We start from the raw sequence: 17,103 nt of genomic DNA on the forward strand, positions 1-17,103 counted from the left end.
AGCTTTTCCTTAATTACCTACTGTCACATTAATATGACAAGTTTGTTTTTCGATGCGGTTACCACGACCTTTAGCACGCGCCTGAAAACGTTTCAGACTCGGGCCTTTGTCAACAAAAATGGTGACCACTTTCAGCTCATCAATATCAGCACCTTCGTTATGCTCTGCATTTGCAATAGCTGATTCCAGTACTTTTTTGATTAACTCAGCACCTTTTTTAGGGCTGAATGCCAAGATATTTAAAGCTTGGGCAACGTCTTTGCCACGAATCATATCTGCAACCAATCTGGCTTTTTGTGCAGAAATACGGGCGTTTTTATGTTGTGCATTTACTCTCATGATTCACCTTATTTCTTTTTAGCCTTTTTATCGGCCAAATGGCCTTTAAAGGTACGGGTCAATGAGAATTCACCTAATTTATGGCCAACCATATTATCACTGATGAAAACAGGAACATGTGTACGTCCGTTGTGTACAGCAATAGTCAAACCGATAAAATCAGGCAGGATAGTAGAACGACGCGACCAAGTTTTAATAGGACGCTTATCGTTATTTGCACGAGCCGCATCTACTTTTTTGAGCAAATGCAGGTCTACATATGGGCCTTTTTTTAATGAACGAGCCATATTAATTAACCTTTATTTGAGTAACGGCGGCGAACAATCATATTGTCCGTGCGTTTGTTATTACGAGTACGGTAACCTTTAGAAGGAGTACCCCATGGGCTAACAGGTTCACGAGCCTCACCGGTACGGCCTTCACCACCACCATGAGGGTGATCAACCGGGTTCATCACCACACCACGAACAGTCGGACGGATACCACGCCAGCGGTTAGCACCGGCTTTACCGATTTTCTTCAAGCTTTGCTCTTCATTACCTACTTCACCAATGGTAGCACGGCAATCAACGTGAATCTTACGCACTTCTCCAGAGCGCAAACGCACTTGAGCATAAATACCTTCTTTGGCCAACAGAACTGCTGAAGTACCCGCAGAGCGTGCAAGTTGAGCACCTTTACCAGGTTTCATTTCAATACAGTGAATGGTTGTACCAACAGGAATATTGCGAATAGGCAAAGTATTACCTGTTTTAATAGCAGACTCGGCACCAGACACCAAAACCGCACCCACTTTAACACCACGCGGAGCAATGATGTAACGACGCTCACCATCTGCATAGCACAGCAATGCAATGTGCGCAGTACGGTTAGGATCGTATTCAATACGCTCAACTTTAGCAGGAATACCATCCTTATTACGCTTAAAGTCTACAATTCTATAATGATGTTTATGACCACCACCTTTGTGACGGGTCGTAATATGACCGTTATTATTGCGGCCGGCTGTAGAATTTTTCTTCTCCAGCAAGGCTGCATAAGGTGCACCTTTATACAAACCTTCAGTGGTTACACGAACCATGCCGCGACGACCAGCAGAGGTAGGCTTCATTTTTACAATAGCCATGTTTCTTATTCCTTATCTGCAGCTGCAGCAGCGGCTTCCAAATCCAGTTCCTGACCGGCAGCCAAGCTTACATACGCTTTTTTGACATCACTACGACGACCAACCGTACGTCCGAAACGCTTTGTTTTACCTTTAGTGGTAACGGTGGTAACCGAAGCTACTTTTACATCAAACAACAATTCTACGGCAGCTTTGATTTCTTGCTTGGTAGCATTCGCCAAAACTTTAAAAGTCATTTGATTACGTTTTTCAGCCAGCAAATTGCTTTTTTCAGAAACAACAGGCGCCAAAATCACTTGAGTTAAACGTTGTTGATTCATACCCATTGCTCCTCTAACTGCGCCACTGCTTCTTTAGTCATCACTACTTTTTTGTAACGTAACAGACTATAAGGATCAACTTGTTGCGCTTCCAATACCAATACATTAGGCAAGTTACGTGAAGCTAAGTATACGTTCTCATCCAACTGTTTGGTTACAAAAAGAACTTGTTCCATACCAAGATTTTTTACTTGCTCGGCAAAAACTTTGGTTTTAGGCGTATCAACACTCAATGCCTCAATAGCAAACAAACGCTCGTCGCGCGCCAATTGAGACAAAATCGTTGCCATACCTGCACGGTACATTTTACGGTTAACTTTTTGAGTGAAATTTTCATCAGGTTTATTCGGAAATGCACGACCACCTTTACGCCATAACGGAGAAGATGTCATACCAGAACGTGCACGACCGGTACCTTTTTGACGCCACGGTTTTTTCGTAGAGTGTTTTACTTCGGCACGTGTTTTTTGCGCACGGTTACCTGAACGGGCATTTGCCAAGAAGGCATTTACCAGTTGATGAACCAATGCTTCATTATATTCACGACCGAACAAAGCATCAGAAACAGACAAGCCGCCTGAAACCTGACCTTTTGCATCAATTAATTTCAATTCCATTACGCACCTACTTTCACGCTGGGACGCACTACCACATCACCGTTTACAGCACCGGGAACCGCGCCTTTTACCAACAGAAGCTGACGTTCTGCATCCACTCGTACAATTTCTAAGTTCTGTACAGTTGATTTGGTATTGCCGTATTGTCCGGCCATACGTTTACCAGGGAATACACGACCGGGATCCTGAGCCATACCGATAGAACCAGGAACACGATGTGAACGCGAGTTACCATGTGAAGTACGTTGAGCACCGAAATTATGGCGTTTAATAGTACCTGAAAAACCTTTACCTTTAGAGGTGCCGGTTACATCTACCAATTGGCCTGCTTCAAACATAGCAACAGTAATTTCGTCGCCGGCTTTCAGCTCGCCTAATTTTTCTTCAGTCAAAGCAAATTCGATCAAACCGCGACCGGCTTCAACACCTGCTTTCGCAAAATGTCCGGCATCGGCTTTATTCACGCGATTTGCTTTTTTCTGACCAAAGGTAACTTGAACGGCCGTATAGCCGTCAGCATCTTTGGATTTTACTTGAGTGACGCGATTCGCAGACATATCCAACACGGTTACCGGAACAGAAACACCCTGCTCGTCAAACACGCGAGTCATACCTACTTTGCGCCCAACCAGACCTAACGTCATGATTATTTTCCTTTTTTAAGTAAAGGGGTCAATTACGATTGACTGACCATTGGACTAAAACAAACTTTGGCGGATTGCCAAGCGGCAAACTATACCATATATCCATTTCTATATTCAAGAAATATTCAAGTAAAAACTGTATTTTACAGCCCAATAGCAGCTTACCTTAATTATCTGTATATTTATTTCACATGACATGCAATTACTCTAGTTGCAATAAATAAAATTTTATGCGTACTCTTTTTACAATATCGGTCGGGCAAAAAAGATTTCAGACGGCCCCATTTTTTGAATTTATGTGTCCGAACGTTTTATCTATATAAATGTCTTAAATTCATATCCAAAAACTTATTGAACGCACATTAAAGAAAAATCTGATTGTTTTAATATCACTTTCAAACAACCTATTTTTAACAAGGAGTTCTCTGGATGGATACTTGGACTCAAACTTTAAGCACCGGCACTTTATTAGGGATTGCCGCTGCCGCTATTCTGCTGATTTTATTATTAATTGTTAAACTTCGTATCCATGCATTATTAACATTAACCATTGTCAGCCTGCTAACAGCCATCGCCACCGGCTTGCCGACAAGTGAAATTGTAAATGACGTACTGGTCAAAAATTTCGGCGGCACGCTCGGTAATGTTGCATTATTGGTGGGATTGGGGGCAATGCTGGGGCGATTGGTTGAAACATCAGGCGGCGCACAATCTTTGGCAGATTCGTTGGTGCACATGTTTGGTGAAAAAAATGCTCCTTTTGCCTTAGGTGTCGCCTCTTTAATTTTTGGTTTTCCGATTTTCTTTGATGCCGGCTTGGTAGTTATGCTACCGATTGTTTTTGCTACCGCCCGCCGTATGAAAGCACCCGTATTGGCTTATGGTTTGGCTTCTATCGGTGCTTTTTCCGTGATGCATGTTTTTCTGCCGCCCCACCCCGGCCCTATTGCCGCCTCTGAATTTTACGGTGCGGGCATCGGTTATGTATTACTACTCGGATTACCTTTGGCTTTTATTACTTGGTATTTCAGCGGTTATCTGTTGGGTAAGTTTCTCGGCAGGCATATTTATGTTCCCATACCCAACTTACTCAGCGGTGGCACACCGGATAACGATAGTCCTGATGAACCGGCAGGAGCCGGTACGGTTATCGGGATTATGTTGATTCCGATGTTATTAATTTTCTTGAACACCGGTTTGGCAACATTAACGGCCGAAAATATGATTGACGGCAATGCTTCATGGGCATCATTTTTGCGCATGATAGGCTCTACACCCATAGCCTTATTGATTTCGGTTTTGGTGGCCATGTTCGTTTTAGGCCGTAAGCGCGGTAAAGAAGCCTCTGCACTGGAAAAAACTATTGATGGCGCACTTGCTCCAGTGTGTTCGGTAATCCTGATTACCGGCGCGGGTGGTATGTTCGGCGGAGTTTTACGCGCTTCCGGCATCGGCCAAGCATTGGCAGACAGCATGAGTCAATTGGGTATTCCCGTGCTTTGGGGATGTTTCTTGGTAGCTTTAGTCCTACGCATTGCACAAGGTTCTGCAACAGTGGCACTCACAACTGCAGCCGCGCTAATGGCCCCCGCGGTAGCCGCAGCCGGATTAAACGATTGGCAATTGGCTTGCGTGGTGTTGGCCACTGCCGCAGGATCCGTCGGAGCCAGTCATTTCAACGATTCGGGCTTCTGGTTGGTCGGACGATTATTAGATATGGATGTACCGACCACATTAAAAACATGGACGGTTAACCAAACACTGATTGCCATTGTCGGCTTTGCCTTATCTGCATTGGTTTTCAGCATACTGTAACAACCATGAGGGAAACGAATATGGATCAATCTACCTTACATATTGTAATTATGGGTGTTAGCGGGTGCGGGAAAACCACGCTTGCCATAGCGTTACAACAATATTTTCAATGCCCCTATGCAGAAGGTGATGATTTTCACCCTCAAGCCAATCGCGATAAGATGGGCTCCGGCATTCCGCTTACGGATAAAGACCGTTATCCATGGTTGCGCAGTTTGCGTGATTGGATGACCAAGCAAACAAAAACCGGAGCGGTTGTAGATATTATTACCTGTTCGGCACTAAAACGGCAGTATCGCGATATTCTCCGAGAGGCTGATGGTAAAGTTGTTTTTATTCACCTTGATCCACCATACGAAATCAATCTCGAACGTATGAAAGCACGCAAGGGTCACTATATGAAAGCAGGTATGCTGGCATCACAATTAGAAACGTTGGAAGCCTTACAAACTGATGAAGAAGGTATCCGTATTAATAATGCCAGCAATCCTGAATCAGTTCAAAACGAAGTTTTACAATGGATAAATCAACAAAACTTTAAAGCATTAACAATGCATCCAAATAACAGTTAAGTCCAGCGGGTTCAAATTAATATTTTAAGGATTCATAATCCTAGCAACCAATGCGCGGTCTTTGCCCGCCATATTCGGAATCTTCACTTGAATACCATTGCCGGGCGCCACATCCACTGCTTCGCCTTTGCGCGTCATGGCCTCTAAAACAATAGTCTGATTGCCTTGCGGATGGATAATTTCAATCGTATCGCCGACGGCAAAACGGTTTTTCACTTCCACCGTTGCCCAGCCCTGCGCGTCGATTTCGGTCACTTGGCCGACAAACTGGCTTTGTTTGGCCAATGAATGCCCGTTCAGATAGTTTTGATAATCTTGTGTTTGGTGCCGCTCCAAAAAGCCTGAGGTATAGCCGCGGTTGGCCAAACCCTCCAATTCGGCCAGCAGGCTGTAATCAAACGGCTTGCCGGCTACGGCATCATCAATGGCTTTACGGTAGGCTTGCGCCACGCGGGCAACATAATAAACCGACTTGGTACGCCCTTCTACTTTCAAACTGTCCACACCGATTTCCGCCAATTTCGCCACTTGCTCAATCGCACGCAAATCTTTGGAATTCATAATATAAGTGCCGTGTTCGTCTTCCATAATCGGCATCAACTCACCGGGACGGTTGGCTTCTTCAATCAAAAAGACTTTATTGGCTTCGGGATGGCGCACCTGCCCGTTAATACCTTCGAATGCAGCATCGGCCTCTTCTTGTGCCTGATGGAAATTAAAGCCCTGCAATAATTTGGCGTCGCCCATTTCATCGGTTTCGGCATTGTGGACTTTATAATCCCAGCGACAAGCATTGGTGCATGTGCCCTGATTCGGGTCGCGGTGGTTGAAATAGCCGGAAAGCAGGCAGCGGCCTGAATAAGCAATACACAAAGCCCCGTGCACAAACACTTCCAACTCGATATCGGGGCATTCTTGGCGGATTTCGGTGATTTCCTCCATGCTCAATTCGCGCGACAAAATAATCCGCTCCACGCCGATTTTCTGCCAAAATTTCACGCCCCAATAATTGGTGGTATTGGCTTGTACAGAAAGGTGAATCGGCATTTCCGGCCATTTTTCACGCACCTGCATAATCAAACCCGGATCGGCCATAATCAACGCATCCGGGCGCATGGCGATTAACGGCTCCATATCGGATAGAAAGGTTTTTAATTTTGAATTATGCGGCAGGGTGTTAACGGTTAAAAAGAATTTTTTACCGCGTTGGTGCGCCTCGGCAATTCCCTGTTCCAATACGGGCAATTTGGCAAATTCATTATTACGGGCACGCAGAGAATAACGCGGGCTACCAGCATAAACGGCATCGGCGCCATAATCAAAAGCGGCGCGCATACGCTCGAGGCCGCCGGCGGGAAGAAGCAATTCTGGTGATTTCATGGTGTGTCTGCTTTGTTATTAAAATAATATGTTTCAAACAGTTATGCCGTCTGAAACGAAACGGGCAAGGCTTGGAATTATGCGCCTTTTCAGGCGTTAGGTCAATTTAAGCCAAGCAGGATAGGGCTTTCAGACGGCATGGCATTTGCTATCCGATATAATACGGTTATATGGCGCATTTATAACAAGGCCGTCTGAATACCGATAAATAGCCTGTTATATATACCTTGTTTTTCAATAATCCTTCAGTTTCTTCGCCATAAATCATCTCAAGTTATGTATTTTCTTGTAAAATACAATGCTTATCTAAACGCGGCGGACAACACAACCGCTTTTTTGTTTACTCAAACCACTACAGAGCCGACACATGAATTTCCGCTTCGACATTATTTACGAATATCGCGAGATGTTCTTCTACGGTGCGCTCACCACATTGGGGCTAACCGTTGTCGCCACGTTGGGCGGCACCATTTTAGGTTTATTCGGTGCGCTTGCCCGTATTATCCGATTTGAAAAAGGCAACCTGCTCACACGCGCTATCGCGTGGCTGCTGAGAACCATCTCGCTGATTTACGTTACCTTATTCCGCGGCACGCCTTTATTCGTACAAATTTTTATCTGGTTCAACGTTTGGGCGGTCGCACTCATCCACCCGAATGACGGCCTGCTGATTAGCGGCGAACTTGCCAGCGAATTACGCCGCAACTACGGCGCATTGATTGCCGGCGGTTTGGCACTGATTTTCAATGCCGGCGCCTACATTACCGAAATTTTCCGTGCCGGTATCCAATCTATCGATCGCGGCCAAATTGAAGCCGCCCGCTCATTGGGGATGACCTATCCGCAAGCCATGCGCTATGTGATTCTGCCACAGGCACTACGCCGTATGCTGCCGCCATTGGCCAACGAGTTCATTACCCTATTAAAAGACAGTTCGCTACTTTCCGCCATTGCCGTGGCCGAATTGGCTTCGGTACAAGCTGCTATTTCCGGCCGTTATTCGATTTTCGATACGCCGCTTTATACCGTCGCCCTGATTTATCTGGCCATGACCATGTGTTTGGGCTGGCTGTTTTCCCGACTGGAAAAACGATACAGCACCACAGGCCACCGATAAACCATTATGGCCGTCTGAAAATATTCAGACGGCCTTTTTACAGTGAAACCCAACCATGCGCGCCGTCATTCAAAAAGTCACCCATGCCGAAGTCAACGTTATCGAAACAAACCACAGCGAAACCGCCGGTAAGATTCAAAGCGGCTTAATGGTTTTGCTCGGAGTCGGCCATGAAGATACCGAAGCCGATGCCCGCTATATTGCCGACAAAATCGCCCTGTTGCGTATTTTTGAAGATGATGCAGGCAAACTAAACCTTTCTCTAAAAGATACCGGTGGCTCGGTATTATTGGTATCCCAATTCACTTTATACGCCGACGCCCGCAACGGCAGACGCCCTTCTTTTTCGCAAGCAGCCAAACCCGAACAGGCCAATCGGCTTTATCAGCAGGTCGGTGCCTTTTTAGAGCAACAAGGCATCCCTGTTGAAACAGGCCGCTTTCAAACCCACATGCAGGTTAGCTTGTGCAACGACGGCCCGGTGACCTTATTGCTGGATTCTCAAAAATTATTCTAAACAAATTACTTGAGTCTATAATTTTTATACAAAAGCGTAAGTCTATATTTTATAATCAATTAAGAACCGGTATACAAATCAATCTATGGAATAAATTTCTTTTGCATTGATTTAGGAGCGGTTAAACATCTCTTAACCTTGACCATTTCCCAAATAATTTGCCATTCAGCTATTCAGAATTTCTAAAAAGAATTGATGCACTACCACATTCATTCTACTAATGTACAAATATTATATAACATAGTCATAAGCAATTTCTGGATTTACCTTAGCAAAAAAATTATATTTATATAATAAATTTTAATTGGTTATAAAATGAAAATAAAAGAAATAATTTACAATGGGGTTTCTAACGAAATAAAAAAATGGAATTTTGATGAGATTTATGTAATCTCATTATTCATATTCTTTGAATATGATGATCTTAGAACCCCGATACTAATACTTGGTTTTAATACTATCAAAAACTGGCAAGAGAGTATTAATTTAGCCTCTAATGAACAAGAAGCAAAGTGGAATTATGCATTTTGGTTACAAAATGAAGAATATCAATTCGGTTATTCAGAGGATGATAAAAAAGTTGTTGAAACCTGGATAAAGGAACTAAATTTATTCTATACTGATGAAGAAGAAGATAAATATTTTGATAAATGCATGGAGCTTGGTGAGCAAATAAGTATTGTATTTACTAAGCTATGCGTTGATGTAGCAAGTGAAATTCAAAAAAATATATTACCCTATTTAACAAATAAGAAAATTCCTATATTGGTTCACGAGCTTGAATACTATGACAAAATAGTTGAACAAAATAAAATTATCAATCCTAATGGGGAAGCAAATGAATTCATAAAATGGATATATAGTATGTGGAATCATCCTATATAACTATGGTTGTTATAAATATAATTCCGGCGCTGCCCTAGTTATCCTAGAATAATCATAATTTTTTACATATAAATAAAACAATTAATGCTAAAACATAGTTATACAACCCGAGGCCGTCTGAAAACATTTCAGACAGCCTTTTCAAGATTTATGTATCAATCAGCCATATTGCCAGAATAGTCGTACGGTTTACATTTCCGTCCAGCTTATCCAACCCATTTGCCAAGAAATCAGAATCAGCCCGCCGAATATAATCCGGTAATAAGCAAACGGCACGTAATTCTTAGATGCCACAAACTTCAGTAATGCTTTAACTGCCAACAAACCGGCAATAAAAGCAGACACAAAACCAATCACAATCAGGCCGATATCTTGCAAGGTAAACAATTCATAGTTTTTCAAAACATCATAAAAAGTTGCCGCAATCATCACCGGAACGGCTAAGAAAAAAGAAAACTCAGTGGCTACTTTCCGCTCCAACCCCCAAATCATGCCGCCCATAATCGTACTACCCGAACGGGAAGTGCCCGGAATCAGCGCACAAATCTGGGCAAGGCCAACCACCAGCGCATCACGCATGCGCATATCATCAACACGGTTAACGCGTGGCGGGATACTTTTTTGTCTGTTTTCCACCCACAAAATAATAAATCCACCGACCACCAAAGCCGTCGCCACGCTAATCGGATTGAACAGATACAGCTTAATTTGTTTACTAAACAACAAACCCACGACTGCGGCAGGGATAAAGGCCACGCCCAAATTCACAACAAAACGGTTCACTTCGGCATCTTTGCCGACATGGGTTAGCACATGCTTAAAGCGTTGGCGATATTCAAAAATAACAGCCAACACAGCTCCCAACTGAATGGCAATTTCAAATACTTTCCCATTACTACGAAAATCAAGCAAATCGCCCACCACAATCAAATGGCCTGTGCTGGAAATGGGCAAAAACTCGGTTAACCCTTCGATAATACCGAGAATCAGGGCTTTTAACGACAAAAGAATATCCATAATTATTTCAGACGGCCTTATGAAAGAAATAGAGAAGGCAGCCCTGTTTGGCTGCCTATTTACTGATTACATATTACTTATTGGCTGATTTGGCAATCAGGGCACCTTTGCTTTTCAAAGCTTGAACAGGAGCTTTGGCTGCCGGTTTTTTCAAACCACGCTCACCACGTACTTTTTCGACCAACTGATCAATGGTGTTCATTGCGCTGTTCCAATCACCGGAAAATTTAGCCTGATACTTACCGCCAACGATAATGGTCGGGGTACCGCTGATTTGATACATATTGGTCAGCTCTTCCATTTTCTTAGCTTGGGCAGGATTGCTGAACGAATCGTAAGCAGCAACTAATTTGGCGCTATCAAAGCTTTTTTGGTTTGCCGCCCATTTTTTGAATGTATCGGTATCACCCAAATTGATTCTTTGTTCGTAAACTGCTTTGAAAATCTCAGGGTTTGCCTGATATTTCAAGCCAGAGCTGGTGACTGCGGCAGCTAAGCGTGCCAAACCTAAATGCTCCGGTTGCCATACCACGTGTTCGGTACGCAAATACGTGTCAGATGGGAAGCTACGGGTATGTTTGAGTAAAATCGGGTCGAGGTGATAGCAGTGTACGCAAAAATAACCAAAGAACTCCAATACTTCAACTTTATCATCCGGTTGGATTTGCGGAATCGGTTGTGGTAAAACAGTGTAGTCGGTTCCCTCTACCAATGCTGCATTTGCCTGTGTTGCCAGAGTCAGTGCTGTGGCGGTTGCCAGTAATATAGTTTTCAATTTCATGTGTTTTTTTCCTATCTTCTATTATTTAACGGTCCGTGCAAAACTGTCGACACCGTTTTTCTTCAAAACTTGTTGGGTTTGTTTGGCTGAATTGCTGTCCAAACGGTTACTTTGTACACGGTAAACATGTTTGCCGTTCACATCAGCCTCAGTAATACGGCCAGGAACGCCCATCATAGCCAATTTGGCGCGGTGTGTTTCTGCACTTGCACGATCATTAAACGAACCCATTTGCAATACAACCATACGGCTGCTTTTAGCGGATTGTTTTTCAGCTTGGCTTGCCTTAGCTTTCCTATCTTCTTCTTTGCGAACGTCCTCACGGGCTTTTTCAATACTGCCGCTATTTAAAATTTGTTCGGCGGAAGGTTGCGTTTCTTTCTTAGGCGCTACCTTTTTCGGCTGCTCACGCTCTTTTTTTGGCTTTGGTTTGGCTTCCGTTTTTTTCTCAGCCGGTTTGCTTTCCGGTTTGGGCTGCTCTACTACACGAGGTGTAGGCTTGGTCGCTTTTTCCGTTTCAGCCGATGGCGGTGTTACTGCATTAACTTCTTCCTCAACAACAGCCTCTTGCGCTTCTTCGGATGCTTGTTGTTCTTTGATGAAGTCGCCCATTACATCAGAAGCTTGAGAAGCTTCTAAAGCCGGTTCGCTGGCAACCGAAGGCTCGGAAACAGCAGAAACGCTTCTGTCAGGCGTTAATATTTCAGGAGTAGGCGTTTCTTCAACAACCTCCTCTTTGAATACCTTTTCATTGCTTCTATTAATGAAAAAAACGACGATGGCAATCACTACCGTTGCCAGCAATAATCCCAATAAAAAGCCCGACAGGCCCTTACCACTTTGTTTTTTTGTGTTCATAAATAACCAACATCTTTCTACTTGTGATGCCGTCTGAAAAGTATCGTATCAATATATTTTCAAATGGCGCATTCTAGCAACATCTTATAGTTAAAGCAAAGCTTTACAAAGCCCGCCGAAAACCGACCGCCCGCAACACATGGCCTTTATCCACTGTTTCATCGCCGTTTAAATCGGCTAGTGTACGGGCAACCCGCATAATACGGTGAAAACTGCGTGCGGAAAGTGCTAATTTTTCCAACACGCCGGCCAAGGTTTTTTGAGCCTCTTTAGAGACCGCTGCAACGTTATCCAGTTCCGTAACGCTCAGGGCGGAATTGAGCTTATTCTGCCGCTGATATTGGCGGGCACGCGCCGCTTCCACCCGTTGGCGCACTTCGGCACTGGCCTCACCCGATTCCTGCACCACCAATTCTTCCGCCGACAATGCCGGCACTTCAATCGTCAGGTCGATACGGTCAAGTAGCGGCCCCGATATTTTACCGCGATAGCGGGCAATACTTTCAGGGGTACAGCGGCATGGTTTGACCGGATGCCCTAAATAACCGCACGGGCAAGGGTTCATGGCCGCCACCAATTGGAATTTGGCCGGATAAACCGCTTTGTGCGCCGCACGGGAAATATGGATTTCACCCGTTTCCAGCGGTTCGCGCAACACTTCTAAAACTTTGCGGTCGAATTCGGGCAATTCGTCTAAAAACAAAATACCGTTATGGGCTAAGGAAATCTCCCCCGGCCCCGAGTTTCCGCCGACAATGGCTACCGGGCTGGAAGTATGGTGCGGCATTTGTGCGGGGCGGCTGCCGTTTAAAACCTGTCTATGATTCGGCAGCAACGAACGCAGCGACCATACCTCAATTAATTCTTCGTCGGTTAACGGCGGCATAATACCCGGCAACCGTTGCGCTAACATCGATTTACCCGTACCTGGCGGGCCGACCATCAGCAAACTATGTCCGCCTGCCGCCGCAATTTCCAAAGCCAATCTTGCAGTATGCTGCCCTTTGACATCGCGTAAATCAGGCAAATCGGCATATTCGGACGGCTTGCAGTCTGCATCGTAAACAGTTTGAGCCAGTGGCTCAACTGCATTCAGATGGGCGGTCACCTGCCCGAGACTGTCGGCGCCGTAAACGGTACTGTCGCGCATAACCGCCGCCTGATTGGCATTTTCAGACGGTAACACAAACGCCCTGCCCGCCTGCATACCCTGCCATGCCATCGCCAAAGCGCCGCGAACAGGACGTAACATACCTGACAACGCCAACTCTCCGGCAAATTCATATTCAGGCAGTTTGTCTGCCGCCACTTGGCCGGAAGCCGCCAAGATACCGAGTGCTATCGGCAAATCAAAGCGCCCCGACTCTTTAGGCAGATCAGCAGGCGCAAGGTTGACGGTAATCTTTTTAGCGGGGAAATCAAACCCGCTTTGAATAATGGCCGCCCGCACACGGTCGCGACTTTCCTTCACTTCGGTATCAGGCAGCCCAACAATATTGAAAGCAGGCAATCCGTTGGCAAGATGAGCTTCCACCTCGACCAACGGGGCATTCATGCCGCTTAATGCGCGGCTATAGACAACGGCCAAAGACATTGATTTCAGACGGCCTTGTTTTCTGTATTTTCCGCCTGTTCGGCATTTTCCGTAGCAGATGGCATATCACTTGTTTCCACTTGTTCAAGCGGTTGACTGCCTTCCAATCTTGCCAAACGCTCTTCCAACTCGGTGAGTTTGGTACGGGTTTTAATCAATACCTGTTGTTGGATATCAAATTCTTCACGGGTTACCAAATCCATGCGGTTAAAGGCGCTGCCCAACATGGCTTTCACATTTTTTTCCACGTCTTTAGCAGGGCTGTTGGCAATAGTTTCGCTGAGTTTTGCCGACACTTCTTCAAATATCTTTTTACCGATCATTTCCGTATTCCTTTTTATTTACGGGTTGGTTTAAGCCATTGTATAGCGAATCAGGCCGTCTGAAAACCGTTACTCCGGTGTTTTCAGACGGCCTGAACATCATATTGACAAAGACATAAATCTTATAAAGGACACCTTAGCCATTAATCAATCGACATCTTGGCTTAAATCCACTTTCTGTAAAGGCACTTTATGGGTTTTATAACGCAGTTTATGGTAGAAATAAAAACCGAAGAATACCGGCAGACCCATATAAGTAATAATCAAACGATCCCAATCCAAACTGCCTTTCAGCACCAATTCGGTATCTTGACCAATAATCACCAATACACACAAAGCCAACGCCAGCAGCGGGCCGAATGGGAACCATTTAGCACGATAAACCAGATGGTTCAAATCTTTACCTTGGGCAAGATAGGCTCTGCGGAAACGGTAGTGGCTGACCGCAATACCCAACCATGCGATGAACCCGGTTAAGCCCGAAGCCGCCAGAATATACTCATAGGCTTTATCACTGAACAATTGCAAGAAAAATACCGCCAAAACCACAACGGCTGTCGCCAACAATGAGAACACCGGTACACCGCTAATAGAAGTGCGGGCAAACGCTTTATAGGCCAAACCGTCTTTAGCCATCGCATACAACATACGGGTTGACGCATACATACCCGAATTACCTGCCGATAAAATAGAAGTCAGAATTACCGCGTTCATCACAGCCGCAGCAAACGCCAAGCCTGCACGCTCAAACACCAACGTAAACGGCGATTTAGCCACTTCATCCACATCCGCACCCAACAGTTCGGGGCTGGTATAAGGAATCAGCAAACCGATGACCAAAATGGCCAAAATATAAAAAATCAAAATCCGCCAGAACACCTGATTAACGGCTTTGGGAATACTTTCCTGCGGATTTTCCGACTCGCCGGCGGTAATCCCGATAAGCTCCGTTCCCTGAAACGAGAAACCGGCAATCAAAAACACACCCAGCATTGTTAAAAACTGGCCGCTGATACCTTCACCTAAAAACGGCGCATCGCCCACCACCATATTGCTCAAACCGACATACTCGCCGCCGAGAATACCGAAAATCGTTAAAACACCGACACCCAAAAAGACAATCACGGTTACCACTTTAATCAGTGCAAACCAATATTCCGACTCACCGTATGCCCGTACAGACAAGGTATTCAGCATAAAAATAATGGCAAAAAAGACCAAGCTCCACGCCCACGGCTCCATAAAGCGCATCGGCTCCCAATAGGTAATCACCACGGCGGCAATCACCACGTCGGCAGCCACCGTAATCACCCAGTTAAACCAATAATTCCAACCGAGCGCAAAGCCGAGCGATGGATCGACAAACCTTGTCGCATACGTACTGAATGAACCGGAAGTCGGCAAATAAGTAGCCATTTCACCTAATGAGGTCATTAAAAAATAAACCATCAAACCGATGGCTGCATAAGCTAAAAGCGCACCGCCGGGGCCGGCCGAACTGATGGCCGTACCGCTCGCCATAAACAGCCCCGTACCAATACAGCCGCCAATGGCAATCATCGACAAGTGGCGCGTTTTCAAGCGACGTTGTACCTGAGTATTGTGTTGAATATCTGACATAATGTTAATCCGGACGAAAAGCCGCAATAAAAAGTAAAAAAACAGTAAAGAAAGCGCATCATACCTAAAAAATTTAGTGACGTGTGTGATTATTATCGGGAATTTATCCGATATCACCTCTAAATATCGTTAAAAAAATAAGCCATAGCAAGATGTAACTCCAGCAAATAAAAAATGTTTCAGACGGCCTCTTGACATATCCTTTATAATATCAACCCATTGAACATTCTTCAGACGGCCTATTGATACAACAACTTAAAAACAGGCCGTCTGAAAACAACGCTTAGAGAACCATATGAAATTTATAGACGAAGCAAAAATCGAAGTAGCTGCCGGTAAAGGCGGCAACGGCGCAGTCAGCTTCCGCCGCGAAAAATTTGTCCCGCGCGGCGGGCCGGATGGCGGCGACGGTGGCAAAGGCGGCAGCATTTTCGCCATTGCCGACGAAAACATCAACACCCTGATTGAATACCGCTTCGTCAAGCGTTATCAAGCCAAAAATGGCGAAAAAGGCCACGGTTCCGACCGCTACGGCAAAGGTGCCGACGATATTGAACTACACATGCCTATCGGCACCGTTATCCGCGATACCGATACCGGCGAAACCCTTGCCGACCTTACCCGTCACGGCCAAAAGGTCTGCCTGGCTCGCGGTGGCAAAGGCGGCTTGGGCAATATCCACTTCAAATCATCGGTCAATCGTGCCCCCAAACAGGCCACCCCCGGTGAAGACGGTGAAATCCGCAGCTTGCAACTTGAATTAAAAGTCTTGGCCGACGTCGGCCTGCTCGGCATGCCCAATGCCGGCAAATCCACCCTGATTTCAGCCGTTTCCGCCGCCCGCCCGAAAGTGGCGGACTATCCGTTTACCACCCTGCACCCGAATCTCGGCGTAGTGCGTATGGATGAAAACAATAGTTTTGTGATGGCCGATATTCCCGGCCTGATTGAAGGTGCAGCTGAAGGCGCAGGCTTAGGCCATCGTTTCCTCAAACACCTGTCACGCACCGGTTTATTATTGCACGTTGTCGATCTCGCTCCTTTCGACGACAGCATCAACCCGGCCGAAGAAGCCTTGGCGATTGTTGAAGAATTGCGCAAATATGATGAAGAAGAGCTTTACGGCAAACCCCGTTGGTTGGTACTCAACAAACTCGATATGCTCAGCGAGGAAGAAGCCGAACAACGCACTGCCGAATTTCTAAAGCAAATCGGTTGGAACCATCCCGCCCCCGACGACCGTTTCGGTTTCGACATGAAAACCCCGCGTCTGTTTAAAATCAGCGCACTGGCGCATCAAGGCACGCAAGAGTTGGTTTATCAGATTAATGCCTACCTGACCGAGAAAAAACGTTTAGCGGCAGAAACCGAAGAAGCGGAAAAATATCATGAAGCCATAGCGGAACAATCGAAAACAGATACTTCTGTGTTTAAAGCGGAATAAGGCCGTCTGAAACCAAAATCATGATATAAAACTGCTTCAAATAAAATATATACGCACCAAAGGTAAAGCTGTGCATTTAAAGCTCTGTTTGTCTGAAGTGATATAACCGATAATTATTTTTCTAAAAATCTAAA

General features: G+C 45.3%; 19 protein-coding genes. 6 read left to right on the forward strand and 13 right to left on the reverse strand.

The window, feature by feature from the left end:
* Positions 1-9: 9 nt before the first annotated feature.
* The 6 genes from rplV to rplC are packed head-to-tail and all read right to left on the reverse strand — an operon-like array spanning position 10 to position 3,046.
* Complete coding sequence (rplV, locus tag D0T92_RS10830) at positions 10-339, reverse strand: 50S ribosomal protein L22 (RefSeq protein ID WP_151052782.1); 330 nt, start codon at positions 337-339, stop codon at positions 10-12.
* An 8-nt stretch (positions 340-347) separates the two neighbouring features.
* Positions 348-626, reverse strand: coding sequence for a 30S ribosomal protein S19 (gene rpsS / locus D0T92_RS10835; protein ID WP_009119027.1), 279 nt, complete (start codon positions 624-626; stop codon positions 348-350).
* Positions 627-631: 5 nt separating this feature from the next.
* The gene (rplB, locus tag D0T92_RS10840; protein ID WP_151052784.1) at positions 632-1,465 is read right to left on the reverse strand and encodes a 50S ribosomal protein L2; all 834 of its coding nucleotides are present in this window, start codon (positions 1,463-1,465) and stop codon (positions 632-634) included.
* 5 nt (positions 1,466-1,470) lie between these two features.
* On the reverse strand, positions 1,471-1,785 hold the full coding sequence (rplW, locus tag D0T92_RS10845) for a 50S ribosomal protein L23 (protein WP_191963644.1): 315 nt from the start codon (positions 1,783-1,785) through the stop codon (positions 1,471-1,473).
* Entirely contained in the window at positions 1,782-2,402 is a 621-nt protein-coding gene (gene rplD / locus D0T92_RS10850; protein WP_151052788.1) for a 50S ribosomal protein L4, read from the reverse strand. Before rplD ends, rplW begins: the two co-directional genes overlap by 4 nt.
* Positions 2,402-3,046, reverse strand: coding sequence for a 50S ribosomal protein L3 (rplC, locus tag D0T92_RS10855; RefSeq protein ID WP_151052790.1), 645 nt, complete (start codon positions 3,044-3,046; stop codon positions 2,402-2,404). Before rplC ends, rplD begins: the two co-directional genes overlap by 1 nt.
* A gap of 429 nt (positions 3,047-3,475) precedes the next feature.
* Between rplC and D0T92_RS10860 the strand changes: the two genes are divergently transcribed.
* Both D0T92_RS10860 and D0T92_RS10865 read left to right on the forward strand, forming a co-directional pair.
* On the forward strand, positions 3,476-4,861 hold the full coding sequence (locus tag D0T92_RS10860) for a GntP family permease (RefSeq protein ID WP_151052792.1): 1,386 nt from the start codon (positions 3,476-3,478) through the stop codon (positions 4,859-4,861).
* Positions 4,862-4,881: 20 nt separating this feature from the next.
* Positions 4,882-5,433, forward strand: coding sequence for a gluconokinase (locus D0T92_RS10865; protein WP_151052794.1), 552 nt, complete (start codon positions 4,882-4,884; stop codon positions 5,431-5,433).
* Between the two features lie 24 nt (positions 5,434-5,457).
* Here the strand turns inward: D0T92_RS10865 and trhP are convergent, their stop codons facing one another.
* Complete coding sequence (gene trhP, locus D0T92_RS10870) at positions 5,458-6,813, reverse strand: prephenate-dependent tRNA uridine(34) hydroxylase TrhP (RefSeq protein ID WP_151052796.1); 1,356 nt, start codon at positions 6,811-6,813, stop codon at positions 5,458-5,460.
* A 367-nt stretch (positions 6,814-7,180) separates the two neighbouring features.
* Between trhP and D0T92_RS10875 the strand changes: the two genes are divergently transcribed.
* From D0T92_RS10875 to D0T92_RS10885, 3 genes are all read left to right on the forward strand, one after another.
* Entirely contained in the window at positions 7,181-7,930 is a 750-nt protein-coding gene (locus D0T92_RS10875; RefSeq protein WP_151052798.1) for an amino acid ABC transporter permease, read from the forward strand.
* 55 nt (positions 7,931-7,985) lie between these two features.
* Positions 7,986-8,447, forward strand: a complete 462-nt coding sequence (gene dtd, locus D0T92_RS10880; RefSeq protein WP_151052800.1) for a D-aminoacyl-tRNA deacylase — start codon at positions 7,986-7,988, stop codon at positions 8,445-8,447.
* Positions 8,448-8,762: 315 nt separating this feature from the next.
* Positions 8,763-9,332, forward strand: a complete 570-nt coding sequence (locus D0T92_RS10885) for a hypothetical protein (RefSeq protein ID WP_151052802.1) — start codon at positions 8,763-8,765, stop codon at positions 9,330-9,332.
* 189 nt (positions 9,333-9,521) lie between these two features.
* On the opposite strand, the gene D0T92_RS10890 is transcribed toward D0T92_RS10885, so the two are convergent.
* The 6 genes from D0T92_RS10890 to D0T92_RS10915 all read right to left on the reverse strand — a co-directional run bounded on the left by D0T92_RS10890 (position 9,522) and on the right by D0T92_RS10915 (position 15,465).
* Entirely contained in the window at positions 9,522-10,349 is an 828-nt protein-coding gene (locus D0T92_RS10890) for an undecaprenyl-diphosphate phosphatase (protein ID WP_151052804.1), read from the reverse strand.
* A gap of 73 nt (positions 10,350-10,422) precedes the next feature.
* The gene (locus D0T92_RS10895; RefSeq protein WP_151052806.1) at positions 10,423-11,130 is read right to left on the reverse strand and encodes a thiol:disulfide interchange protein DsbA/DsbL; all 708 of its coding nucleotides are present in this window, start codon (positions 11,128-11,130) and stop codon (positions 10,423-10,425) included.
* Between the two features lie 21 nt (positions 11,131-11,151).
* On the reverse strand, positions 11,152-11,988 hold the full coding sequence (locus D0T92_RS10900; protein WP_151052808.1) for an SPOR domain-containing protein: 837 nt from the start codon (positions 11,986-11,988) through the stop codon (positions 11,152-11,154).
* 103 nt (positions 11,989-12,091) lie between these two features.
* Positions 12,092-13,582, reverse strand: coding sequence for a YifB family Mg chelatase-like AAA ATPase (locus D0T92_RS10905; RefSeq protein ID WP_151052810.1), 1,491 nt, complete (start codon positions 13,580-13,582; stop codon positions 12,092-12,094).
* 5 nt (positions 13,583-13,587) lie between these two features.
* On the reverse strand, positions 13,588-13,905 hold the full coding sequence (locus tag D0T92_RS10910) for an accessory factor UbiK family protein (RefSeq protein WP_151052812.1): 318 nt from the start codon (positions 13,903-13,905) through the stop codon (positions 13,588-13,590).
* A gap of 147 nt (positions 13,906-14,052) precedes the next feature.
* Positions 14,053-15,465, reverse strand: a complete 1,413-nt coding sequence (locus D0T92_RS10915) for an amino acid permease (protein WP_225315181.1) — start codon at positions 15,463-15,465, stop codon at positions 14,053-14,055.
* Between the two features lie 355 nt (positions 15,466-15,820).
* Here D0T92_RS10915 and obgE point away from each other — a divergent pair, with 355 nt between their 5' ends.
* Entirely contained in the window at positions 15,821-16,969 is a 1,149-nt protein-coding gene (obgE, locus tag D0T92_RS10920; RefSeq protein WP_151052816.1) for a GTPase ObgE, read from the forward strand.
* Positions 16,970-17,103: the final 134 nt, after the last annotated feature.

The organism is Neisseria zalophi (genome assembly GCF_008807015.1).
GTDB classification, from domain to species: domain Bacteria; phylum Pseudomonadota; class Gammaproteobacteria; order Burkholderiales; family Neisseriaceae; genus Neisseria; species Neisseria zalophi.